At 58.9% G+C, this 23,659-nt stretch carries 28 protein-coding genes; 13 read left to right on the top strand and 15 right to left on the bottom strand.

The window, feature by feature from the left end; all coding sequences use genetic code 11:
• Complete coding sequence (locus Q8N04_12205; GenBank protein ID MDP3091437.1) at positions 1 to 654, top strand: ABC transporter substrate-binding protein; 654 nt, start codon at positions 1 to 3, stop codon at positions 652 to 654.
• Between the two features lie 24 nt (positions 655 to 678).
• Here Q8N04_12205 and Q8N04_12200 read toward each other — a convergent pair whose 3' ends face one another.
• The 5 genes from Q8N04_12200 to Q8N04_12180 all read right to left on the bottom strand — a co-directional run bounded on the left by Q8N04_12200 (position 679) and on the right by Q8N04_12180 (position 3,604).
• Positions 679 to 918 (bottom strand): hypothetical protein, encoded by a 240-nt coding sequence (locus Q8N04_12200; GenBank protein ID MDP3091436.1) that lies wholly within the window; start codon positions 916 to 918, stop codon positions 679 to 681.
• A gap of 349 nt (positions 919 to 1,267) precedes the next feature.
• Positions 1,268 to 1,684, bottom strand: a complete 417-nt coding sequence (locus tag Q8N04_12195; GenBank protein MDP3091435.1) for a CBS domain-containing protein — start codon at positions 1,682 to 1,684, stop codon at positions 1,268 to 1,270.
• Positions 1,685 to 1,699: 15 nt separating this feature from the next.
• Positions 1,700 to 2,149: a cupredoxin domain-containing protein gene (locus Q8N04_12190; GenBank protein MDP3091434.1), complete on the bottom strand. Its 450-nt coding sequence runs from the start codon at positions 2,147 to 2,149 to the stop codon at positions 1,700 to 1,702.
• A 214-nt stretch (positions 2,150 to 2,363) separates the two neighbouring features.
• Entirely contained in the window at positions 2,364 to 2,801 is a 438-nt protein-coding gene (locus Q8N04_12185; protein ID MDP3091433.1) for a CBS domain-containing protein, read from the bottom strand.
• Positions 2,802 to 3,088: 287 nt separating this feature from the next.
• Complete coding sequence (locus tag Q8N04_12180; protein MDP3091432.1) at positions 3,089 to 3,604, bottom strand: PAS domain-containing protein; 516 nt, start codon at positions 3,602 to 3,604, stop codon at positions 3,089 to 3,091.
• A gap of 837 nt (positions 3,605 to 4,441) precedes the next feature.
• On the opposite strand from Q8N04_12180, the gene Q8N04_12175 reads away from it, so the two are divergent.
• Positions 4,442 to 4,627 carry a hypothetical protein gene (locus Q8N04_12175; GenBank protein MDP3091431.1) on the top strand — a complete coding sequence of 62 codons (186 nt, stop codon included), beginning with the start codon at positions 4,442 to 4,444 and terminating at the stop codon, positions 4,625 to 4,627.
• A 471-nt stretch (positions 4,628 to 5,098) separates the two neighbouring features.
• Here the strand turns inward: Q8N04_12175 and Q8N04_12170 are convergent, their stop codons facing one another.
• The 10 genes from Q8N04_12170 to Q8N04_12125 form a co-directional block, all read right to left on the bottom strand.
• On the bottom strand, positions 5,099 to 5,452 hold the full coding sequence (locus Q8N04_12170; GenBank protein ID MDP3091430.1) for a DsrE family protein: 354 nt from the start codon (positions 5,450 to 5,452) through the stop codon (positions 5,099 to 5,101).
• Positions 5,453 to 5,642: 190 nt separating this feature from the next.
• Complete coding sequence (locus tag Q8N04_12165) at positions 5,643 to 6,206, bottom strand: THUMP domain-containing protein (GenBank protein ID MDP3091429.1); 564 nt, start codon at positions 6,204 to 6,206, stop codon at positions 5,643 to 5,645.
• 31 nt (positions 6,207 to 6,237) lie between these two features.
• Positions 6,238 to 6,777, bottom strand: a complete 540-nt coding sequence (locus Q8N04_12160; GenBank protein MDP3091428.1) for a DNA polymerase ligase N-terminal domain-containing protein — start codon at positions 6,775 to 6,777, stop codon at positions 6,238 to 6,240.
• Between the two features lie 13 nt (positions 6,778 to 6,790).
• On the bottom strand, positions 6,791 to 7,279 hold the full coding sequence (locus Q8N04_12155) for an adenosine-specific kinase (GenBank protein MDP3091427.1): 489 nt from the start codon (positions 7,277 to 7,279) through the stop codon (positions 6,791 to 6,793).
• Positions 7,280 to 7,297: 18 nt separating this feature from the next.
• Entirely contained in the window at positions 7,298 to 8,188 is an 891-nt protein-coding gene (locus Q8N04_12150) for a universal stress protein (GenBank protein ID MDP3091426.1), read from the bottom strand.
• Positions 8,189 to 9,063: 875 nt separating this feature from the next.
• Positions 9,064 to 10,407, bottom strand: coding sequence for an NADP-dependent malic enzyme (locus Q8N04_12145; GenBank protein MDP3091425.1), 1,344 nt, complete (start codon positions 10,405 to 10,407; stop codon positions 9,064 to 9,066).
• 183 nt (positions 10,408 to 10,590) lie between these two features.
• Positions 10,591 to 10,824 carry a hypothetical protein gene (locus Q8N04_12140; protein ID MDP3091424.1) on the bottom strand — a complete coding sequence of 78 codons (234 nt, stop codon included), beginning with the start codon at positions 10,822 to 10,824 and terminating at the stop codon, positions 10,591 to 10,593.
• 150 nt (positions 10,825 to 10,974) lie between these two features.
• Positions 10,975 to 12,705: a DNA polymerase/3'-5' exonuclease PolX gene (polX, locus tag Q8N04_12135; protein MDP3091423.1), complete on the bottom strand. Its 1,731-nt coding sequence runs from the start codon at positions 12,703 to 12,705 to the stop codon at positions 10,975 to 10,977.
• Between the two features lie 41 nt (positions 12,706 to 12,746).
• Positions 12,747 to 12,905: a hypothetical protein gene (locus tag Q8N04_12130; GenBank protein MDP3091422.1), complete on the bottom strand. Its 159-nt coding sequence runs from the start codon at positions 12,903 to 12,905 to the stop codon at positions 12,747 to 12,749.
• Positions 12,902 to 14,281: a cyclic 2,3-diphosphoglycerate synthase gene (locus Q8N04_12125; protein MDP3091421.1), complete on the bottom strand. Its 1,380-nt coding sequence runs from the start codon at positions 14,279 to 14,281 to the stop codon at positions 12,902 to 12,904. The genes Q8N04_12130 and Q8N04_12125 overlap by 4 nt, the downstream gene beginning before the upstream one ends.
• A gap of 182 nt (positions 14,282 to 14,463) precedes the next feature.
• Here Q8N04_12125 and Q8N04_12120 point away from each other — a divergent pair, with 182 nt between their 5' ends.
• The 11 genes from Q8N04_12120 to Q8N04_12070 all read left to right on the top strand — a co-directional run bounded on the left by Q8N04_12120 (position 14,464) and on the right by Q8N04_12070 (position 23,649).
• Positions 14,464 to 15,009 (top strand): nuclear transport factor 2 family protein, encoded by a 546-nt coding sequence (locus tag Q8N04_12120; protein MDP3091420.1) that lies wholly within the window; start codon positions 14,464 to 14,466, stop codon positions 15,007 to 15,009.
• Between the two features lie 582 nt (positions 15,010 to 15,591).
• On the top strand, positions 15,592 to 15,837 hold the full coding sequence (locus tag Q8N04_12115; GenBank protein MDP3091419.1) for a hypothetical protein: 246 nt from the start codon (positions 15,592 to 15,594) through the stop codon (positions 15,835 to 15,837).
• 27 nt (positions 15,838 to 15,864) lie between these two features.
• Positions 15,865 to 16,338 carry an Hsp20/alpha crystallin family protein gene (locus Q8N04_12110; protein MDP3091418.1) on the top strand — a complete coding sequence of 158 codons (474 nt, stop codon included), beginning with the start codon at positions 15,865 to 15,867 and terminating at the stop codon, positions 16,336 to 16,338.
• A gap of 86 nt (positions 16,339 to 16,424) precedes the next feature.
• Complete coding sequence (locus tag Q8N04_12105) at positions 16,425 to 16,580, top strand: hypothetical protein (GenBank protein MDP3091417.1); 156 nt, start codon at positions 16,425 to 16,427, stop codon at positions 16,578 to 16,580.
• Between the two features lie 44 nt (positions 16,581 to 16,624).
• Complete coding sequence (locus Q8N04_12100; protein ID MDP3091416.1) at positions 16,625 to 17,326, top strand: phosphoribosyltransferase; 702 nt, start codon at positions 16,625 to 16,627, stop codon at positions 17,324 to 17,326.
• Between the two features lie 3 nt (positions 17,327 to 17,329).
• Entirely contained in the window at positions 17,330 to 17,830 is a 501-nt protein-coding gene (locus Q8N04_12095) for a BCAM0308 family protein (protein MDP3091415.1), read from the top strand.
• Between the two features lie 41 nt (positions 17,831 to 17,871).
• A complete protein-coding gene (locus Q8N04_12090; protein MDP3091414.1) occupies positions 17,872 to 18,729 on the top strand; it encodes a universal stress protein in 858 nt (285 codons plus the stop codon).
• 30 nt (positions 18,730 to 18,759) lie between these two features.
• Positions 18,760 to 19,122 carry a cytochrome c gene (locus Q8N04_12085; GenBank protein MDP3091413.1) on the top strand — a complete coding sequence of 121 codons (363 nt, stop codon included), beginning with the start codon at positions 18,760 to 18,762 and terminating at the stop codon, positions 19,120 to 19,122.
• 6 nt (positions 19,123 to 19,128) lie between these two features.
• On the top strand, positions 19,129 to 20,286 hold the full coding sequence (locus Q8N04_12080) for a glutaredoxin domain-containing protein (GenBank protein MDP3091412.1): 1,158 nt from the start codon (positions 19,129 to 19,131) through the stop codon (positions 20,284 to 20,286).
• A gap of 54 nt (positions 20,287 to 20,340) precedes the next feature.
• Complete coding sequence (locus tag Q8N04_12075; protein ID MDP3091411.1) at positions 20,341 to 21,477, top strand: hypothetical protein; 1,137 nt, start codon at positions 20,341 to 20,343, stop codon at positions 21,475 to 21,477.
• Positions 21,478 to 21,495: 18 nt separating this feature from the next.
• The gene (locus Q8N04_12070) at positions 21,496 to 23,649 is read left to right on the top strand and encodes an acetate--CoA ligase family protein (protein MDP3091410.1); all 2,154 of its coding nucleotides are present in this window, start codon (positions 21,496 to 21,498) and stop codon (positions 23,647 to 23,649) included.
• Positions 23,650 to 23,659: the final 10 nt, after the last annotated feature.

The raw sequence follows: 23,659 nt of genomic DNA, 5'->3' as shown, positions 1-23,659 counted from the left end.
ATGCCTCCTACCAGCCTTCGCAGCGGGAAGCTGTGGGTTTTGGCCTGCTCTCTGAATCTGTGCCTCATTCTATCGACGGTGCCCATCGCTGGGGCATCGAGCCAATCCGCAGAATCCCCCACTGAGGTCGTGCGGGCGACGCTCACGGAAGTGTTCCGCATTCTCGATGATCCCAAGCTGAAGGATCCGGCCAAGCTCCTGCCGCGCCGGCGTCTACTGGAACAGGTCATCAGCGAACGCTTCGACTACGCGGAAATGTCCAAGCGCGCCCTAGCCGCCAACTGGACTCCGTTGACCAACGACCAACGAGCCGAATTCGTCGAACTATTCAAAGCCTTCTTGTCCGACCGGTATACGGGAAAAATCGAAGGCTATTCCGGAGAGCGGACGGAGTATCTCAGCGAACGACTCGAAGGGCAATATGCGGAAGTCCGCACCAAGCTCGTATCCAGCAAAACAGAAATCCCGATGGATTACCGCCTGATGAACAAAGCGGGCCGCTGGTACGCCTACGATATCATCGCGGATGGCGTCAGCCTCGTGAGGAACTACCGCAGCCAGTTCGACAAGATCATCCACTCCGACTCCTATGATGAACTGGTCACACGACTACGAGACCGCACCGTCGCCGAGGAGAAGAAGGAAAACCGGTAGCGCTCCGATTGCCCCATCTCCCGGTCAGCTGCCGGTGGAAAACTTCCGCAAACCTGTGTGCCCGGCCAGCTCATGCAGTTTTTCGTGCACCGATTCGTTGCCATAGGCCTGCACCTCGGAGAGGGCCATACAGTAATCGGTCAGCGCCTCCAACCATGCCTTCTGGTTCTCACACGTCAGAGGACCTTGCCGGGCCTCCTCGATCCTGAACGAGGCTTCATTCATCCTGGTCGCCGCGTTGTCCAGATGCATCGGTACTGTCATGCGTTCCTCCCTTCCCCGCACATCACCGCGCTTCCCCGAAAAGATTCGGAGTGGCGCCGCCGCCTACAACAGTCCACCACTCTCCTTTTCAATCTTGCGCTTCCTCGCCAACGTCTCCGCCTGGACCACGTTTTTGCAATGGTCGCAGATCCAGTGACCGTACAACAGGGCAGGTCCCGGCTGTCCACAGAGCAGACAATGGCAGGGCTTTTCGCACGGTGTTTTCTCCTCTGTTGTGCTCTCGGGTTTCATTCCTGTGCGTTCCCCTACCATTGCCATGATGTCCTCCCTTTTCTCTTTCTTCTTCTCAAAAGTCGAGATTCCTCGGACATTGCCGTACATGAACGGGTCAGGAGGTGATGTATCGTTCAAGATGCCCGATCAGCTCTTCCTTCTCGTCGATCATCAGCGCCACCATGTCCCGGAGGGAGACAATACCGACGAACTCGCTTTCCTCGAAGACCAACAGATGCCGGCATCGGTGTTCCTTCATCAGATCCAGGCACTGACTCGCGCTAGCGTCGGGACTGACCTTGATGGGGTCGCTCGTCATCGCATCCTTGATCTGGACCTTTTCCGGGTCCTTCCCCTTCCCGACCACATTCATCGCCAGCTCACGCTCCGTGAAGAGCCCTCGAATCCCTGACGAATTGGTAACGACCACGGACCCAATGAATTCCGCGGTCATGAGTTTGGCCGCGTCGAGAACAAATTTATTCTCATCGATGGTGGCGACTCGTCGCACGATTTTTGACGCGATCGTCATCGCGTGGCCTCCTTTCTAAACCGTCGGGACCTCCAGCACATAGAGCTCCCCTTTCATGCGCTCATGGAGATCGCAGTAGAAAGGAAAACTCCCGGGCCTTTCCGTCCTGAAACGGATCACCAGAGTCTTCCCGGGATTCACGTAGAATCCCTCCACGCCTTTCCCATACGCGGTGATCTGATCGTCTTCCCCGGAAACGAGTAACCCGGTCAGCATCGATGACGTAAATCCGTGTCGGACCTTATCACGATTCTCCAAGACGATCTCGATGGGTCTCCCTACCTGGATGGGGCCACCCTTGGCCAGAAAGAAAGTCCGATCCTCAATGACGATCTCAATCCGCTGCTCGTGGCCACCTTGGACCTGGCTCTCGGCTCGAGCCTCTTTCAGGCTCGGTACGGCATCCATACAGAGCAGCGCCATGATACCGGCAGCTGCGCCAAAGAAGGAAAGATGGATCCTCATGGTGCACCTCGCTAGATTGCAGAAAACTGCTTCACCTAGACGCCCCCGCCATAGAGATTCTCCCACGGCGGCATGGTCCCCATCGGGCAGTCCGGGAACAACCCCTGAACCTCTCCTCGCTGGCCAATCGCAATCGGCATCCCCCGGCTTACTGTCCGGTTCCCTGCCGATCACTCATCACGCATCACTGATCGCCATGGACACCGTCTTGTGATCATGGCAAATAGCTGGCCGTGGCTCTCAGGTACCCGAAGACGATATCCCGTCGAGCCACCACGCCAACGAGGGCTTTGCCCTTCAGGACCGGCACTCGGAGCAGGTGCCGCTCCTGAAGCAGACGGACCACATCCTTGACCGGCATCTCTTCGGTGACGGTAACAACATCACGCGTCATGATGTCCGTTGCGGCCAATCGACCGAGATCGTTGCCTTCATCCATCACGCGCAATAGGTCGAATTCACTCACCAGACCGACGAGAGTCCGATCCTCTTCCACGACAGGGACGCTCCCGACGTTCCGCTCAGCCAAGATATCGGCAATGGCGGATCCCTTCGCCTGCGGGCTGACCGTGAAAACCGCATCTTCCATCACCTCCCGAACGGTCAAGGTCTTTGGATCACGGGGCCTCGTGAAATACGATGCCTTTCTCATTAGTCCCCCTTTTCCCCGGCCTGCTCCTGTTGCGTCCGCGTCCTGACTCCGGCTATTTTGTAAGAGGCAAGGACGGTGCCGATCCATCAAAGGAATGAGAAGGAAGAAATGCGATGGATTCAGCCTGATTTCCGGGGAAAGAGAGGGAACTGCGAAGACGAGCTCCCTTTCTGCTGTCGCAGAAAGGGCCAGGAGACCGGATGAAGCTGCCTCACAATGCTACGGAGAACCGCTGACCTACTGAAGCGCGGCCGGCATTTCCGGCTCAAAAACGAACGAAGCTTGCCTCAACCCTCCCCTCCTGCGCTGCGCAGTCTCACGAATGCCGACAAGTGGAACTTCCGATGCTCCGAGGCCGCTTGGTGCCTGCGAGAGGGATGGCCGCTGGAGATAGCAAGCAGGGTATGCGGTTCTTTAGACAGGCTCAAAATTCTCATCCGCATGGTAATGCCCCGAAAGAAGCGCGCGAACCGAAACCGGTCTTTCTTCCCGGAAAAGGCACGAGCAGAGGAGCTGACATTCAGCCAGATGGGGTTCCCGGATTTGGTATGCGTCTGGATATCGAAGTTGCGAACGCCGCAGCCGAGCCGGTGTCCGACGGCGCACGAGAGGGAACAGAACGGGTGACCGGAGAGGGTCTCGCCGCGCATCACCTCGCGACAGGGACACCCGATCACTTCACCGGCCCGGAACCCCAGCAACTGCCCCGCCGCCTTGTTCCACAGCACGACGATGCCCTGCTCGTCGGCCAGCATCGCACCGTCGGCGGCTCTGGTTAGCATGGTACTGATGAAGCGTTCCATCGAAGAACCTCATGAGAGCCTTATGGAAACCCAGCTATTGAGACACTCACGTATTGTGCCGACCGCCCGCAAAACGTCACATGCTATTTCACCATGCCATATTTACCTGTTCAATTGGGAGACCACATCATACGCTTTTACTCCCATGAACAGGGAAGGAACGTGGCGATAATTGCGACAGAACTGTCCGGAAAATTGGACAGACGATTACATGGCCCACTATCTGTCCGCCGAGTCAATCCATTTGAAGATGAAAGCACTCGCCGGTCATTGCCCCCAGATGAAGCCAGGGGGCCGAACGACGGCAAACATCGAGACACAATCTATCTGATGCAGCCCATGCATAACTCTGAACGAGACGACCAGCAGACTACCAGCGTCTGGTTTCCCTGTGGAGCGTTTCGCAACAAGATGGTACCCGGTGGTGTGCTCATTCTCCTCAGAGAGGCGTCACGGGGGCATGACGCACTACACACTATCTTGATGCGCGTAGGGGATCATTCACTATATATGCCGATATGACAGCAAGGGGGAGCGTACCTCACTCCGTGGCATCCAATCTGCTCATATGAAAGAGCCCCGAGTCGTTCGGAGGCAATGCAAGGAGGGATGCCATGGCACGGAGTGCCACGCCAGCCGCTCTCTGATCGTCGAGAGCATCGCTCGCCACCCAGGCTGCAGTCTGGACAACTTGGTGACGTTCTGCCACGAGTTGACATCGAACCAGAAGCGAGGAGACCCTGAGGAAACGATCACTGAGAAGGGGCGCAGGGGAGGTCATTGAACATGAAGGAGCGGCGCGGGTGGATCAGGGCATTCCTTCGGGAGGTTTTCGGCATGCCCCGCCAACACGTGCTCGTCTTTCTCTTTGCAACCATCTTGTTCATCATCTTGTTCATCATCGTAGAGGTGGAAGTGATCGAAGGGTGGCATCTCATCCATCTCATCGAGTTGCTCGGCATCATACTGGTCCTGTATATGGGATGGGCCACGTGGCGTGTTGCACGAATTCTGAAACGATGAAGCAAGGGAAGCCAGAGGCTGTTTCCTGGCGAGAGGATGTCCGGGCCCTTGATGAGACCAAAAAGGAGGTGAGCCCTATGATACGGTCATCGAAAACGAAGGAGTCAGGAGCATCACGCCGTGTACCGCCATCAATCGGTGCGAGTCGGACGGAGGGAGCCGCACAGTCTACTGCAAAGACCGAGTCTGCTCAGAAGTTCATGGTGTGGTCCGAAGACCGGCGCGAACGAATCGCGGCAAAGGCATACGAGCTCTGAGAGCAACGCGGATGCCGCCAAGAGTATGACCTGGAAGATTGGCTTGACGCGGAAGCGGCCGTCATTCAATCATTGTCCGCAACCCCCAAGTAATCGGGCGTCGATGCAAGTCCCAGTGTTCTGAGAGAAGGTCTGACTCCGTTCCGTATGCTCCTGCGCCACCAAGATGGCCATCAAGTCGCTGCCGCCGTCGCCAATCCCGACACCCTCCCACTCAGAAGGTGAGCACTTTGTCCGAGTCCACGACCCATTGGGCCAGTTGATTCATCGTGCTGACTTCGATGCCTTCGATGAGAGCCGGCTTGTCCAGTCCGCGCGCTTCTATGCACGTGCCGCAGGCTTTAACTTGCCCCTGGCTGCCCACCACTGCCTTCAACATCCGCTCGATGTTGTAATAACCCTGCGGAGTTGTCTGGCCAGGGAGCGCCGCACCGACGGCGTCCGCCATCAGAAAAACGCGGATCTCTGCGGCGGCATGATCCCGCTGCAACTTCATCGCCAACCGCAGTGCGTTGTACGGCTTCTCGGAGCCATAGGGAGCTTCGTTGAGAATAAAAAGAATTTTCATGGATCACCTCGCTGTCAAAATAAGGTTGGGGTTGAGGGAAGAGTCGATCCGTTTCCGGTCATGCTTAACCTCAGCCTTACCCTTACCCTCTGGTTGCTCTCACGCGGAATACGGTGAACGCCGCCGCCTTCATCCCCACCGCTGCCTCATCCAGATGCTTCGGCACTGTCATACATGCCTCCCTGTGTGATTACCGCACCTTCACGAAAGGGAAACGCTCCCGCATCGTTCGGGTGATCAATCCGATGCCACATTCGTCCCCGATCAGTTCCACCGCCACAATCGCATCCGCATCCTCGAAGTCGATGCGCGGCGCAGCACGCTGCTTCCGTAAATGCTCCATCAACACTCGATCCAACTCCTGCTCCAGTGGCTGACTGTGGATCGCCCCCGCATGCCCCCGCCGCTCAACCCGCACATAGAATGACCCGCTGTCGATCCGGTCCGCATAGGCCAGCACTGCCGGTTCGAGCTGGGCGGACAGGTTTTCCGCCTGGAAGGGAAACGTGCGATCGATGAGTACCAGCCTCGACAACGGATGGAGAAACCCCGGTGTGTCCGCCTCGCGGCCTCGCAGATGATCGCAGAACGCGTTGTGGTCCTCGACCCGTCCGACCAGCACTCCGAGAAACGAAGTCCACCAGAAATCGCCCAGGGGCTTCACCAACCTGGCCAGGTGCCGCTGTTCATGGTCCTTGGCTGTCAGCACCACATTCCACAAGCGGGAAGGCTTCGGCAACTCTGGCTCTGCCATTGAGGCCACTGGTCCCTCCGCACAGTTCCCTTCACCCACAGCGATACGTCTCCAATGTCCCGGCTTCGACCGCGGTTTCCAGATCTTTGATCGTCCTCCCGGACAGCACCGAGCTGACATGTTCCTCTACCACCTCACTGCCTGGACGCGCCTCCGCGTCCCGCTGTTTGATGAGCAGCCACTGCCGAGGCCGGTCTTTCATGCGCAGCAACGTGAAGCCGCCACGCAGACGTTGCCCATGCAAAGAAACCTCCACCTTGCCTGCACGAACCATCAGGGCCAGGGACTCCATGTCATGGTTCGCATGAAGGGGCTCGAACCAACCCGTATCCCACACCAACACAGGCCCGCTTCCATAATGACCTTCTTCGATGACACCTTCGAAGTTCGCATAGTCGAGATCGTGATCCTCCACTTCAATGGCCAGCCGCTTGACCGATGGATCCAATGAAGGGCCTTTGGGGACCGCCCAGGACTTCAACACCCCGCCGACCTCCAGCCGGAAATCATAATGGAGGTGAGAAGCCCGGTGTTTCTGTACCGTAAAGATCGGCCGCTTGAGTTTCGACATATGCTCCTAGGCCTCAGAGCTTGTAGCCGAATCGGCGTAAGAGCGCTTTCCGTTCGGCGATCTCGGTCTCCCCTTCGATCCCCTCTGGAGGATATCCGTCGACCACACCGAGAATGCCACGCCCCTGCTCAGTCTCCGCCGCGATTACCTCCACCGGATTGGCCGTCGCACAGAAGATCTGGCACACTTCCGGAACCAGGCGGAGAACCGGCAGCACATTGATAGGGAAACAGTCCTGCAACAGCACGATGAAACTGTGTCCTGCGCCGATTGCCAGCGCGTTGGTCTGCGCCAACGCCATCAACGCCTGATCTGTCCCGCTCCTTCGCACCAGGCGAGACTCCGAGGCTTCGCAGAACGCCAGACCGAATTTGATGCCGGGCACAGCGGTCACGAGCGCCTCATGCAGATCCTCCACCGTCTTTATGAAGTGGGCCTGGCCGAGCACGACGTTGACCGACTCAGGTTTCTGAACCGGGACCGCACGCAACGTGATCGACATCAATGCCTCTTTGATCTTCTATGGTTTCACGATGAGAACGGGACAGGTCGCCACCTGCGCCACTGCGTGGGATACGCTTCCAAGCGAAATTGCTTTGACACCCGTCAGCCCTCGCGATCCGACGACCAGCAAATCCACCCCCTCGCGCTGCGCCGCCCGGACAATCGTGTGAGCCGGATGGCCGGACAATACTCGTGTGCGAAGTGGGATCTGAACATCTTTCAGTGCTTCCAGCGCCCCCTCGATGGCCTGATGCGCAACCTCCTTCCGATGACGGAGGAACTTCGCCTGCATCTTTCGACTCTCTGCGTCATGAAAACGGTCGAGCACCAGCTTTTCGGCTCCCAACGGACGCGCCACACTGACCACCGTGATTTCGCGCAACTCAGGCAGCGTGGCTACGACACGAGCCGCTCGCTGCGCATCGGCCGAACCATCCGTCGCCAGCATGACCCGCAGACCTCCGCCATGCTGGGCCCTGCCGGGGACTAAGAGCACCGAGCAGGGAGCATAGGCCACCAACCGATGGGAGACGCTGCCTAATCCAAATCCCGCAACCTGAGAGAACCCGCCCCGCCCGGAGATCACGAGATCCGGCTCATATTCCCGAATTAATCGAAGAAGCTCCTGACTTGGGACTCCCTCCCGAGTGATCACCTCCACTGCCGCAAACTTCTCTTGCAGCAGCCGTTGCGCCCAGCCAAGAGCCGTGTCGATCATCGCTTCCTGCTGCTGCAGCAGAAGCTGTCGACCTGTGGATCCGATCGCGTCAGGAATCTCCAGCGGCCCCAGGATATGCACCAGCGTGACAACCGTATTCCTTGGGTGCGGAAAGACCCGCATCCACTGGACGATCTTCTCTGCCGCACCGGATTCGTCCAATGCGACCATCCAACGCCTGGCTCCCACAAGCCACCTCCTGAGATCTCTAGCCGAAGAGAACGCTCCCTCACAAGAGACAAGCATTGGCTGTGCCGGACTCGTTAGACTTGATAAAGATTTAACCGTGCACCTCCCTCGTGCACTTTTCTCCAAGAAACAGGTGATTAGGCCAAGAAGATCGTGGAAAGATTCTATACCCGATGAGGCGCTGTCCTAAAAAGCTACAAGAGAAGAAGAGGGAAGTGTGGCTTCAAAGGCCTTCGGGGCTGACTTGACCCGGGATGGAAGAGGGTTATCCTGTAACTGAGTGGAGGCCTCGGTGAGAGGAACAGCCAAGGATAGAGAGACCGAGCGAAGGGGTGGTGAGCAAGCCCGCCGAACGAGTGGGAAGCCTGAAATCCCTCCAAGGTCTCAAGAATGGATCCAAGCTCTCCAAACCCGCCTCCGCTCCGCTTTTTTGTTCCCGGACAATCTCCTTACAAGATGAGCGGCCTCTTCATCTTCCCCGCCTGGGCGGGGTTATTTTTGTATGTATCTCGATGTATGGCGGATAAAAAAGGGGCCTGCCCTTATGTGGCTTCGCGGGATGCCGCTCACCGGCCGGGATCAGATTCAGCAATCCTTCAGTCGCTGGAGGCTGATTGCTCCGCGTCTCAACTTCGTACACACTCGAATCAACGGCCCCGCCGAGTGGCACCGACGATTGACGACGCGCCCCTCGAACCCGAACCCACTACTCTCACGACAACCGCGTCCTCCGCACGTTGGCTGCATAAAAGCAGGCCATACTCCAAAGAGGTTGCCACCCTCGCTAAGCCCATCCCACCTCCCTCACTTCTATACTAATCACTCTCCGCCGGGGATCAACGGAGTCTCGAACCAGTCAACTGTAGCCCGATGCCTCACTGTTCAGGATTCGGAGGCTGTGGAATAACCCCTTGGCCGGTGAGGACGGCAAGAGCCTTCCGGGCATCGCTGATCCTGTCCACCGCGGACCGGTGCAACTCTTCGGCGGTTTTCAGCAGCCGGGCGACGCCCTGCGCTTGCGCTTTCATCGCCGTTGCCACCGCCACTCGCGGAACGACCTCCCATTCATCCATCGCCGGCAGAATGTACCCGTCGTGGAGTCCCTTGTCCGCCGCATACTGTGCGAGCTCATGCGCCGCCGCCATCGCCATCTCATCGGTGATGGTCCCGGCCCGCACATCGAGCGTGCCGCGGAAGACGGCAGGAAAGACGAGGGAGTTGTTGACCTGATTCGGGAAGTCCGACCGCCCCGTGGCGACAATGCGGGCACCCGCCGCTTTCGCCTCCCACGGCCAGATCTCAGGGACCGGATTCGCACAAGCAAACACGATGGCGTCCCGGGCCATCGTCCGCACCCACTCCGGCCTGATGATACCGCCGGCGGCAAAGGCCAGGCACACATCCGCACCGGCCAACGCCTCGGCAATTCCTCCTCGACGCTGATCCCTGTTCGATTCCACACACACCGCCCATTGCTCGCTATAGTCCGGATTCGCTTCATAGGCATGACGATGCAGGCCAAGTATTCCTCCCAGATCGCAAGCCACGATCTTCCCTGTATCCGCGCCACTGGCCTTCAGATACCGATAGGTCGGGATATTGGCCGCACCCATGCCGATCATCGCGATACGGACATGACCGATCTGTTTGCCGACGACCTTCAAGGCGTTGAGCAAGGCCGCGAGCACCACCGTTCCGGTGCCCTGCTGGTCGTCATGCCACACCGGAATCGTGCACAGCCGACGGGCTTCGCGCAGGACGCGAAAGCACTTCGGCATGGCGATATCTTCGAGATTGATCCCTCCGAACGACGGCTCCAGCAGCTTCACCGTGCGAACGATTTCATCCGGATCTTTGGTGCCGAGACAGATCGGCACCGCATCCACCCCGCCCAGATATTTAAACAGCAGCGCCTTACCTTCCATGACCGGCAAGCCGGCTTCCGGTCCGATGTCCCCCAGGCCGAGGACTCTCGTACCGTCTGAAATGACTGCGATCGAATTCGCTTTATTCGTGTGTACATACACCAAATCCGGCTGAGCCTGAATCGCACGGCAGGGAGCGGCGACGCCCGGCGTATACCAGATCGAGAAATCCTCCACTCCTCGAATGGGACACTTGGGCGCTGTTTGTATCTTGCCCTTGTAATACGCATGCAGCCGCACGGCCTCTTCGGCCGGCTTCCGGGCTTTGGCGAGCAACTCTTCCGGCGTGGGCATCAGCTACCCCTTTCCTGCTCCTGCAAATGATTGTGCATCATCAACATGGCACACCTCTGCCCTGCGGGGGACTCTTAATCCGTACTATCTTTGCGTCTTGTTTTCTATCGTGAAGCTGATGGGACTGCCGGACCCGCCTGGACAGGGAGCGGCAGCGCTCCCCGATTCCAGCAGGCGCGCAACTTAACTGAGAGAGAATTCCCTCTGGCGAGTACCGATGTATCCACGTTCCGGCTCCACGGCGCTCTGCCGTCGATGGGCGAGAATCACCGGATCGATCCGCTCGCCGCAACTGACGCAACGCCAGTCGTACGAGGCGAGTTCGTGCACCGGCTCCGGAACCATGAGACCGCCGCAGCGATGACAGCAATCGATGCCCACTGATTTGGCGACGGATTTTCTTGAGACCTTGACCATAATCGCCTCCCTCCTCTCGGCTGAAGTATCGCGTTGCACAATATGAGCCGCAATCCTGGAAAAGGATTCATACCTGCGTCCCCTTTTTGATGCCGGGATGAGCGTATCCTTGAGCCGACCGCCGGTCCTGGGACTCCGCGATTTGGCGGTTTACCCTGCCATCGTCCGCTTGAGCAGCGGGCGTAGCGCCTGCAGAGGCCTGGCATTCAAGACGTCGTGCTTTTCCATCCATCCCCGACGAGCCTGCCCCACCCCGTACCGGAGATTCCCGAAGTCGAGGGTGCTGTGGGCATCGGAGTTGATACTCACCATGACGCCTGCTTCTTTCGCCATCTGACAGTCCGTGTCGGTCAGGTCCAGGCGGATCGGATGCGCATTCACCTCCAGGAAACAGCCCCGTTCGCGCGCATGTCGAATCACCCGCGGCATATCCACATCGTACGGCGCACGTTCATCGATGAGCCGGCCGCTGGGGTGTGCCAGGATCGTAAAATACGGATGGTCCATGGCTCGCAGAATTCGCTCGGTCTGCTTCTGCCGGGAGAGCCTGAAATGGCTATGGACGGCTCCGACAACCAGGTCGAGCCGGCTCAGATCGTCATCCGGAAGATCCAGGCTGCCGTCCTCCAGAATATCCACCTCGATCCCCTTCAAGAGCGTGATGCCGATAGCGGTGTCGTTCAGCCGATCGATCTCCTCAAGCTGTTCACACAACCGTTTGGAATCGAGGCCTTTCGCCATCGCGAGCCGTCGTGAATGCTCGGTGATCGCCAGATATTCCAGCCCGCGGTCGCGCGCCGCCGCCGCCATTTCGTTGAGGCTGTTCTGACCGTCGGTCGCCTTGGTATGGGCATGCAGGTCCCCTTTCAGATCGGCGACCTCCACAAGCCGAGGCAGACGTCCGGCCAGCGCCGCGTCGAACTCTCCGCGATTCTCCCGCAGTTCCGGCGGGATCCAGGGCAGCCCCACTGCCGCGTAGACCGATTCTTCCGTGGCCCCCGCGACAGATTGATCGCCCTTGAACACGCCATACTCATTGATCTTGAGCCCCTGCTGTTGAGCCATCTGGCGGAGCGCCACATTGTGCGCCTTGCTGCCGGTGAAATATTGGAGGGCCGCCCCGTAACTCTCCTTGGGAACCACCCTCACGTCCACTTGCAGTTTGCAGGCAAGTCGGAGGCTGGCTTTCGTTGCGCCCTGCGCCAGCACCTCTTCGACTTCCGGGTAGGACGCAAAACGGTCCATCACAGCACTGCCGGGAGCAGCCGTGACCAGGATGTCGAGATCCCCGATCGTTTCTTTCGCCCGCCGGTAGCTTCCCGCTGCGACAACGTGTTTCACCCCTGGAGACTCCTTGAGATAGGAGATGAGCGCGTCGGCGTATTGGGTCGCAATCGCGAGCTTGAACCGTTGCTCCTCACCGGACCTGGCTTGCAGGCGATGGAGAAGATACTGTTCGGTTTTTTCTCCGAAACCCCGGAGCCCCCTCACGCGCCCGTCCTGAGCCGCCTTGCGCAACTGGTCGAGCGACCTGATGCCGAGATCGCGGTACAGCACTTTCACCCGCTTCGGTCCGACACCGGGGATTTTGAGTAATTCGGTCAACGTCGCCGGCACCGTCTTTCGATGTTCTTCCAACATGGCCGCTGTGCCGGTCTCGACAATCTCCCGAATCTTCGCGGCCAGATCTTTGCCGATCCCCGGCAATTCGGTCAGATCTTCGCCCTTCTTGAGCATCGCCGCCACATCCTGAGGCAGATCGCGCATCGTACGCGCCGCGTTACGATAGGCGCGGATGCGGAACGGGTTGGCCCCTTCAATCTCAAGCAGGTCCGCCAACTCATCGAAGTCCGCGGCGATATCCGCATTGTGTACCGGCATAGGTGGCCTGCTTCTCTCCTACGGCTGCCTGGAAGCGGGCTTCACGGCCCCGCCTTGTCGTTTCTTTTTTTCTGAGACCGTTTCCTGCTCGGTTTCACCACTACCCCTTTGGCCGCTTCCCGTTCTTTTTCCAACCTCAACTTCTTGAATCGCTTCGCCTGGATTTTCGGCAGATTCTTAAACGACAGGCGCTGCTTCATGAACGGTCCTCGCGATTCCCGGAATATCGGGTCGCATGGCCCCGGTCTTTCGTCAGAAGCTCCCCAATGAGGCCGCGAAGCCGGCAACCACGCTCCTCAAACGTATAGCTCACCAGACAGGCCGAATGCGTGAGGCTGATCAGTCGCCGCAAATCCACCGGCGTGGCGATGAGCACGAGGTCGCAGTCCACCGCGTTGATCGTCTGCTCTAATTCCAGGATTTGCTCCGCCCCGTAGCCCATGGCAGGCAACAAACCGACGAGGTGGGGATTCGACCGGAAGGTTTCGCGAAGGCTTCCCACCGCCGCCGATCGAGGATCCACTATTGCCGCAGCCCCGTACCTCTTCGCCGCGAGGGTGCCGGCACCGTATGCCATTCCCCCGTGCGTCACTGTCGGACCATCTTCGATCACCAGCACCCGCTTCCCTTGAATCAGCGATGGATCATCGACGGTCACCAGCATTGTCGAATCAATCACGATCGCCGTCGGATTCATCGACTGGATCGTTGCCCGGAGCGCCGCAAGCTTCTGAGGATTGGCTGTATCCATTTTTGTGATGATAATGACGTCGCCACGAAGCAGGTTCACTTCGCCTGGGAAATAACCTCTTTCGTCACCGGCCCGATGGGGATCGACCAGCACGATCTCCAGATCGGACTCAAAGAATGAGAAGTCGTTGTTTCCCCCGTCCCAGAGAATCACGTCGGCTTCAGACTCGGCCTGGCGAAGAATCCGCTCATAGTCGACGCCGGCAAACACGAGGTCGCCCTGCCTGAGATGGGGCTCGTACTCTTCTCGCTCTTCGATAGTACAACGGGCATCCCGGAGATCGTCAGGGGTGGCAAACCGCTGGATCGCCTGTTGTTCCAGGTCTCCGTAGGGCATCGGGTGGCGGACAACTGCGACCCGCACCCCCTGTTCTTTCACCAGTGCCGCAATGTGCCTGGCAACCGGACTCTTGCCGGCTCCTGTCCGCACCGCGCAGATGGAGATCACCGGCTTATTCGACCGGAGCATCGTGGCATGCGGCCCCAGCAACCGGAACTCCGCGCCTGCCGCCAGCACACACGACGCCTTATGCATGACCTCCTCATGCGACACATCGCTGTAAGCAAAGATCACTTGATCAACCGCCTGGTCCGCAATCACGGTTTCCAGATTCTCTTCCGGCACAATGGGGATCCCGCGCGGATAAAACTCTCCTGCCAGCTCGGGAGGATAGGTCCGTCCCGCGATATTGGGAATCTGCGTGGCAGTGAAAGCAACAACCCGGTAACCGGGATCGGCTCGAAACACCATATTGAAGTCATGAAAGTCGCGGCCGGCGGCCCCCATGATCACAACGTTGATTGCCTTACTGGCGCGATTTGCCACTACCCTTCTCCTGCGATGGCGATTTCTGCAACAAACTCAACCAGCCCCATATGACCTTCCCAGAATAGAATCCCTGGATTCATAAGAAGATCGTACGTCTTGACTCATTGATCCCTTGGTCTCTACCTTGCAGTTCTCATACTCACAGTCACGCACAGATAGCGCACAGGAGAAAGATTCCCATGAATGTTCAATCAGCCTCAATCTTAGGCGCACTGTGCCTCGGGCTAGGACTCTGGGCATCACAGCCCGCTGTCGCCGTCGCCAAGACCCAGATCACGGCGAGCACGATTCAGGAGGTGGATTCACAAACAGTCAAAGAATTGCTGGCTACGTTTGAGCAAGCGGAGCAAGCGATACACTCCCAGGACCTTGATGGGGTGATGGCGTTGTATTCGGATGATTATTACTATCATGGCCTCAAAAAGGCCGACATCAGGAAAGTCTGGATGCAACTCTTCGAGCATTACAAAGAGCTGGAAAGTTTTCATACGTTTTCCGTCATCCGGACGGTGGGAGCAGGCAGCAAGCTCACCGCCGAAATGACCTGCACCGGGGTGGTCTGGGGCACGGCCAAGAACACCAAACTGAGAAGTCCGGTCGATAGCTGGTACGAGGAAGTGCACTTTCTGAAGAAGGAAAACGGCCGCTGGAAGATTACCGGCAACGCCGGCGGAGAATCCCAACCGATCCTTCCCTTTGGGACGGCACCGCATCCACTCTTCTGAGCGTCGCTTCCTCACCTTGGATTGGGATTGTGGAGGCAGCACCCGGCGCGAAAACGAACGGGCGATTCGCCCGGAGAGACACAGCGACCCGCTTCTGTGAGGAATTCTCCAGTCCCTTCACTCACTGCGGAAGTGAATTCGAGCGACCCGGCACCTCCAACCCTGTCCGATCACCCTGCGCCCCCCGATCTTCGAGCTCTCTTCGGAGCCGTGCCTCCTACGGGCACCACGATGGAAGCGCACCCCTCCGAACCCACTCCACTCCTGACCCGGACCAAAACTCCGAACCCACCGTCCAGCCCAGAAGCGGGAACTCTCGATTATCCTGGTCTCACCTCCCCTCCTACTTCTGTGATAACGCCGAGACGTGCGAGATCAATGGCGAACAACTCCCCAGCCGCACGATCGGCACTGTCCTATAACGCAACAGTCACTGGGGCTTCCGCGCGGTGACTGCGCTCAACGCATGATCGAACCCGTTGAATCTCCACTGATCACATTATTTCTTCTGTGACCTCTTTTCTTTGGCATCGTCGATGCTCTTCACTTCTTTAGCAGTAGACCGATTGGTTGAGGTGCACCATGGCAACAGCTCAAGATCTCAACGCCACTCTTCTGGAGTTGGTCAAACAGATTCCGGATTGCGATGTAGAAGAGTTAACGGCGCGTTGCCCTCAGGCCACATGGAATCAGGTGTTCTTGACGTTGGACAAGCTCAGTCGGTCGGGGCAGGTGACGCTTCGGCAACAAGGACCGGGGCGATATAAGGTAGGTCTGGCCCCACAGAGGCAGGCCGCCAGTCGGGTCTTATCACAGCATCAGGCCTAACGCCGTGTAGGCAAGGAGGAGCAGGTTATGAGTACTCTGACGAGATGGGAACCGATGAGCCGCTGGAGTCCCTTTAAGGAAGTGGAAGAGTTGGAGAAGCGTCTCTCGCAGCTCATGGGACGGGGGGTGTCCGCTGGGAGCACCGACAAGAATGAGGCCATCACCGTGGCCCAATGGTCACCGGTGGTCGACATCAGTGAAGACGACAAGGAGTACGCCATCAAGGCCGAGCTGCCGGATGTGAAGAAAGAAGACATCAAGCTGAACGTGCATGACGATGTCCTCACAATCACCGGCGAGCGGAAGTATGAGAAAGAGGAAAAGGGCAAGAAGTATCACCGCGTAGAGCGCGCCTATGGGAGCTTCGTGCGCAGCTTTACCCTGCCGGAAGATGCCGACGGGACGAAGGTGACGGCGGAATACAAGGACGGGTTGCTGAACGTCCGGCTGCCGAAATCGGAAAAAGCCAAACCGAAAACGATCGAAGTGAAAGTGGCGTAGGGTACGCGGTCAATATTCAGGGTGAGACTGAGGTAGGTGGAGCATTCTCACTTCCTCAGTCGCTCCTGAGCCGAAAGGAGGCGATCATGTTTCGCCATCCCCGGTACTTGGACATTCCCTGGGATATCCACTGGCACACGGATGTACATCCACGCCATCGACACCTCTGGTGGCTGATCGGCGTGCTGGTGCTGATCGCGCTGCTCCTGATCGGAGTGCGGGCCGTCGGCGGAGAGTTCTAGAGTACGTCTCGTTGGTTGAATGACGTAGCAGCAAGGGAGGCGTCATGTTGTTTCGCGATCGTCGCCATGCCGGGATTCTGTTAGCCAATCATCTGCAGGCCTATCGGGGTGATCATCACGCGGTCGTCCTCGCGCTTCCGCGTGGAGGGGTCGTGGTGGGGCATGAGTTGAGCATGGCGCTCCATCTGCCGCTGGACGTTTTCATCACCCGCAAGATCGCGGCGCCCGAATCGCCGGAATATGCGGTGGGGGCCGTGAGCGAAACCGGTGCCGTCTATCTCAACCAGGAAGCCGTGCGGGCCATGCAGCTGTCTCAAGACGATCTCGACGGGCTGATCGCCGCACAGCGCCGTGAAATTGAGCGGCGCCGGGTCCTTTATCGCGAGGGGCGCGGTTTACCGCACCTCCATCATCGGACGGTGATTCTGGTCGACGACGGAGTCGCAACGGGGGCGACGCTGTTCGCCACGCTGGATGCGCTCTCCGCGCTGAATCCCCTGCGCGTGGTCGTGGCGATGCCGGTCGCGCCGCCCGCGACAGCCGAACGCATTCGTGCACTCGTCGACGAGTGCGTGATTCTGTCGACCCCGGAACCGTTTGCGGCCGTCGGATGTTTTTTCGAGGAGTTTGACCAAGTGACGGACGACGAAGTAATCCGCACCCTGCACCAGGCCAACGAGGCCTTCCAGGGTGAACCTAATGCCAGGCGGACACGTTCCGCCATGCCTTCAACCAAGGGAGTATGATCGATGACCACCAGTCCCACTGCCGGAGGCCATGAAGCCCGCCGAGACCGTTTTGTCGAAGAGAACCGACATGACTCGTACAAATTGCCGAGCAAGCTGGCAGAGCCGACGGTGTGCCCCAAATGCAGCGCAGTCTTTCATAAAGGACGATGGAGCTGGATTGCCACGCCGGTCGGCGCACAAGAAACAGTCTGTCCCGCCTGCCACCGGTTACAGGACAAGCGCCCGAAGGGCGTGCTTATGCTGAAAGGCAGCTTTCCCTCCCAGCAATCGGAACAGGTGATGGGTGTGATCAAGAATGTCGAAACGAAAGAAAATAAAGAGCACCCGCTCGCCCGCATCATGAGCATCGAGAACACGCCGGACGGGCTGGTGGTCTCAACTACGGATGCGCATTTACCCAGACAGATCGGCGAGGCGCTGAAGCATGCCTATCACGGCGAGCTGGAGATTCACTATGGCGAAGGGGAGGACTCCGTCCGGGTTAACTGGACGACATCCTAACCGCCCGCCACAAGTCCGGGAATGCAATAGAGGGAGCTGCCATGAAGGTTGTTGCAGGTGTCGATTGGTCCGATGAAGCGTTTTCCGCCGTTGAGCAACTCGGCCTCTTATACAAACCGGAGGAAGTGCTGTTGGTCCACGGAGTGGACCTGGGAATGTTTCAATCTCCCCTGTTGGCCGGAGCGGCCAATCTTCAGGGGTATGACGATTTTCGTCGAGCAATGATCGATGCCGGGCGCCAGGCCGTCGAACGCGGGCGAACGGTGTTGCCCGCCGACATTCCCTCCGTGCAGACCAAGTCCGAGCTGCACCACGCCGCGGCCTTCATACTCGACAACGCCAGGGCGGCGAAGGCCGACCTCATCGTCGTCGGCACGCACGACCACTCGCGCCTCGCGGAGTTGCTCGTCGGCAGCGTGTCGCATCATGTCCTGCTCCACTCACGCATCCCGACGCTCATCGTCAAAGGCAAGGCCAAACCCGTCACGCGCGTGCTCGTGGCCATCGAAGGCCGCGAGGATGCCGCCCGAGTGCAAACCTGGCTCACGGCACATCCCTTCAGAAATCCCGTAGCCCTGACCATTCTCTCAATCGTGCCGTCGCTCACCATGGTCCAGCCGGAGATCATGGCGGGGTACCAAGCCTGGTCTGAGGAGCACAAGCGCCAGGCCGAACAGATCGTGGCCGAGACGGCTCAGGCCTTGGCTGGTCCGCGCTATACGGTCGCTACCGATGTCCGAATGGGCGATCCGGTTTCTGCCGTCTGCGCCGCGGCCATGGGACATGACTTACTCATTGTCGGGTCGCACGGCCGCACAGGCGTGGATCGTTTTCTTCTCGGCAGCGTATCGCATGGCATCGTTCACAAAGCTGGATGCTCCGTACTCGTGGTACGGTAACGCCGTTTCTACAAAGGAGTTCACACCGCTATGAGAACATTTTCCGTGATCTGCGCTCTCAGTATCGTCATCCTCGGATCTTCCTGGGTAGCCGGGCAAACCCCGCGCGGCAACCTCCAAGTGGGCCAAGGGATTTACGAACAACAGTGCCTGCGCTGCCATGGCCCTAAACTTGACGGCAACGGGCCCGACGGCCAATACCTCATCGTGAGGCCTGCCAACTTGCAGTCACAGATCTCGCGAGCGAAAACCGATTGGGAGCTGCTCATCACCATTTCCAACGGCGTGCTCTTCAGCCCGATGCACGGATTTCGAGGCAGGTTAACGGATCAGCAGATGCTGGACGTCTTGTCCTATATCCGGAGTATGGCTCCTTTTGACATGGTCAGTTAGCCGGCGGTGAACCATCGGGACACACGCTGGTCCGGACTCATTCGCAGGGCGGCGATCGGTTGCGCACTCTTCCTGATCAGCTTCTGCGGAGTCAGCGCCCAGTCAGGAGAACCCGCGCCCGACCTTGAGGTTTTTGTCCGATCCGGCTGCCCTCACTGCGAAGTCGCACAATCATTCCTCGCCGACATCCGACAAACACGTCCGGGGCTGCGAATAGTCGTCTACGATATCGCGGAAGACAGCCTTGCCCGCCGCCGGCTTTCACACTTGGGAACCGAACAAGGCCTGGGCAGCCTCGGCGTACCCGCCTTCCTCATCGGCTCGGAACTGATCATTGGCTTTCAATCGGCCGACACAACCGGGAGCGAGATTCTTGCACGACTCGATCACCCCCCCGCACACCCGGTCGCGCCAACCGCCGGCGAAAGTATTCAGTCCCGGTGGCTCGGAGAATTACGGGTCACGGACCTGGGCTTACCGCTCTTTACGATCACGATCGGCCTGCTGGACGGATTCAATCCCTGCGCCATGTGGGTCCTGCTGTTTCTGCTGTCACTCCTCGTCAATCTTCAAGACCGGCGGAAGATGGCCCTCATCGCCGGAACCTTTGTCCTCGTCAGCGGTCTGGTCTATTTTGCCTTCATGGCCGCCTGGCTGAATATCTTCCTCCTGATCGGCCTGTCGAGAGCCGTTCAGATCGGTCTCGGCTGCATCGCGTTCCTGATCGGATCCGTCAATGTGAAGGACTTCTTTGCATTGCACCGCGGCCTTTCGTTGAGCATTCCCGAGTCCGCCAAGCCCGGCCTCTATGCGCGCACCAGGCAGATCCTTCAAGCCGAGCATCTCGCCGGCGCGCTGGCGGGAGTCGTCGTCCTGGCAGGATTCGTGAATCTCGTCGAGCTGCTATGCACCGCCGGGCTTCCCGCTCTCTATACTCAGATTCTGACCATGCAGCAGATACCGTCATGGAAATACTACGGGTACCTTGGCCTCTATAATCTGGCCTACATGTTCGATGATGCGGTCATGGTTGCAATTGCGGTCGCCACGCTGAGTCGCACGAAACTACAAGAACGGGCTGGCCGTTGGCTGAAGCTGACCAGCGGCCTGGTGATGGTCGGACTGGGCGCAATCTTGCTTCTTCAACCCAAGTGGCTTATGTGAGGTGCCTATGCGTCCCGAACCCGGCACCTTACGCCAGGAAGACAGGAATTCTCCATGGCGGATGCGGCAAAAGCTTCCTCCCAGACAGGGTTTCATATCGACCATGGAACCTGTTTCGTGCTGTTTGCCTACGATATTGCCCGCTCCGTCGACCTGACCCGAGCCGAACGCCGCATTACGGCCATCACGGAACGGAGCCGCCTGAAACACAAACGGCGGGCTCCGGCCTATTTCGACTATACGCCGGCGCCGCTCCGGATAACGGCCGATGTCGATCCGATCGCCATCGGCCAATACCGCACCGGCCCGGTCGTGGATATGCTGCTGTACGACTTCGGGGGCGTGTGTGTGTCCTACAGTCTTCCACTCCAAGGCCCCTTCAGTTCTCTGGAACTGCTGAGCCAGGATCTCTATGAGAATGAGGCGCTGCTGAGCGATTCCCGCCGCCGGATCGAAGAACTCCTGACCGGACTCGGAGATGCCGCAGAGCGGCCTCATATTGCCGACTTCGTGGAAGACTATGTGATCCTGCACATTGAACAGGCCACCCCGTCTCTCGCTCCGGACACGCTATTGACGGGGTTTGCCCAGCCTCTCGCGCGGCTCCTCCGGTCGGAGACGCTGGAACTCGCAGACCAGCAGGTCCACGACTCCCTCAACCAACGCATCTCGTTCGGCTCCGATGATGTCGCCATCATCGATTGGAACGCGACACTCATCTATGGCCGGGACATGGAGGACGTCGTGGCCGTGATAGAGTTCGCCAATGTAGAGCTGCTCGAAATGCGGTTTCTGGATCAGCAGCTCGATCTGGCCTTGGATCAAGCCTATCAAGCCTCATCCCTGCGGCGCTGGGACCGTCCATGGTTTCCGGGAGCGCCGCGCGCAAACGTCCGCCGCATCGCTCAACTCCAGGTGGACGGAGCGATTTTATTCGAGCAAGTCACCAACACCCTCAAACTGTTCGGCGACCAGTATCTGGCCCGCGTACACCGGCTGCTCTCGCTGCGTTTTCACCTGGAATCCTGGGACACCAGCATCACCCGCAAACTCCATACGCTCGACAGCATCTACGGAAAGATGACCGAGAGCGCCGCGTCCTGGCGGATGGAGGTGTTGGAGTGGATCATCATCGTTCTGATCACCATTTCGATCGTCGTCTCGTTTCTGCCGGGATTGGCCGGCCACTGAGGAGTCCCATCGGTCGATATGAAACCTTCGACGGAATTCTCCAGGCCACACTCCCTGAAGCCGTTTTTCCATCCCCGCACGGTCGCTGTCGTCGGCGCATCGCGGGAACCGGCTGGTATCGGCCATCGCATCCTGCTCGCGCTCCTGGGCAGTCAATTCCCCGGCACGATCTTTCCAATCAATCCGCACGCCACCGAGGTGGCAGGGCTCAAAACGTTCCCTTCGCTGACCGTGGTACCAAGCCCCGTCGATCTCGCCATCATTGCTGTTCCACCGCAACTCGTCCTCTCAGTGATCGATGAATGTGCCGCCGCACACATTCCGGCAGCCGTCCTGATCACAGCGGGCTTTGCGGAAACCGGCGAGGCCGGGCTCTCGCTTGAACAGCAACTACAGGAAAAGGTCCGGCGGCACGGGATACGCTTGATCGGACCGAATTGCTTCGGGCTGATGAACCTCGATCCCGCCGTTCGTCTCAACGCGACCTATACCCCCGCATTCCCGCCGGTCGGCCGAGTGGCCTTCGCCTCGGAAAGCGGCGGGCTCGGACTGGCCGTCGTGACGGCAGCCCGGCGATTGAATCTCGGCCTCTCCAGCTTCGTCAGTGTCGGCAACCACATCGATGTGTCGGTCATCGATCTGCTCGAATACTGGGAACAGGATGAATCCACCGACGTGATCCTGCTCTATCTCGAAACCATCGTGGATCCTCACCGGTTCAGACGAATTGCCGATCGAGTAGGCCGGCAAAAACCGATCATCGCGTTAAAGGCAGGCAAGACATCGGCAGGCCAATCCGCAGCCGGATCGCACACCGCGGCGCTCGCCACAAACGACACCGCCGTCGACGCGCTCTTCACTCAATGCGGCGTGATCCGCGCGAACACGCTGGACGACTTTCTGGCCTTGGCGACCGGCCTCTCCGCCCAGCCGGTGCCTCAAGGGCAGCGTATCGGCATCCTGACGAATTCCGGCGGTCCCGGCGTGCTCTGCGCGGACAGTTGCGCAACGGAAGGGCTCACGGTTCCGGAATTATCCAACCTGGCGCAATCCGTCTTCGCCTCCTTTCTCCCTCCCACAGCGGCCCTCAGAAATCCTGTCGATGTGATCGGATTTGCCACAGAAGCGCAGCATGCACAGGCCGTCGAGACGATGCTCAAGGCAGAGGAGATCGACGCCCTCATCATCGTCCACGTCTCGGTCAGGGCCGAAGACAATCCCCCCGTGGCAGCCGGGATCATCCGGGGCATCCGCGCAGCCCGCCGGACGAGCGGGACACAGAAGCCGGTCTATATCTGCTGGGTGGCGGAAGGAGATCTGGACCGGAACTTCAGCGTGAACGGAGAAACCATTCCGACGTATCCGCATCCGGAGATTCCCGCCCGCATCATCCGTCACGCAATTGACTATGACGCTTGGCGGCGGGAGCCACATGGGCAGATGCCGAACTACCCCAATGTCGAATTGGAAACCGCCAAAGAGATTTGCGCCAAAGCCTTATCCAGCCGTGGGCCGGGATGGCTGACCACGCAAGAAACCCGTGCGCTCCTCTCAGCGATGAAACTCCCGCTGGCACAAGGAGGGCTTGCCACGACTGCGGAGGATGCCGTCAGAACTGCACGTGAGATCGGCTTTCCTGTGGCAGTGAAGCTCGCCTCGCAAACGATCCTGCACAAGACCGAGATCGGCGGCGTACGTTTGAACCTCGCCGATGAACAGGCCGTGCGTGACGCGTTCGAAGCGATCAGGACCAAGCTCGCGCAGGAAGGGAAACCGGATGCGATGGAAGGTGTACTAGTGCAGCCGATGCTGTCGGGCGACATAGAAGTGATGGCCGGCATGACCCGCGATCCCCTCTTTGGCCCCTTGCTCGCATTCGGCCTCGGAGGAATTCATGTCGAGATTCTCGGGGACGTGCAGTTTCGCATCGCTCCGCTGACCGATCGCGATGCATCTCAGATGGTGCGCGAGATTAAAGGCTATCGATTACTGCAAGGCTACCGGGGGCAGCCTGCAGCGGATGTGAAGGCGATCGAAGAGGTGCTGTTGCGTCTCTCCCGCCTCGTCGAAGAAATTCCCGGGATCAGCGAGCTAGACCTGAACCCGATCTTCGCCCTGCCAGAAGAGCACGGTTGCCGGATTATGGATGCGAGAATCAGGGTCGCACGCTGACGGGTCTCCG

The sequence above is a fragment of the Nitrospira sp. genome, assembly GCA_030692565.1.
Taxonomy (GTDB): Bacteria; Nitrospirota; Nitrospiria; order Nitrospirales; family Nitrospiraceae; genus Nitrospira_D.
Note: the sequence above shows the minus strand (reverse complement) of the source record. Positions and strands in the feature narration are given on the sequence as shown.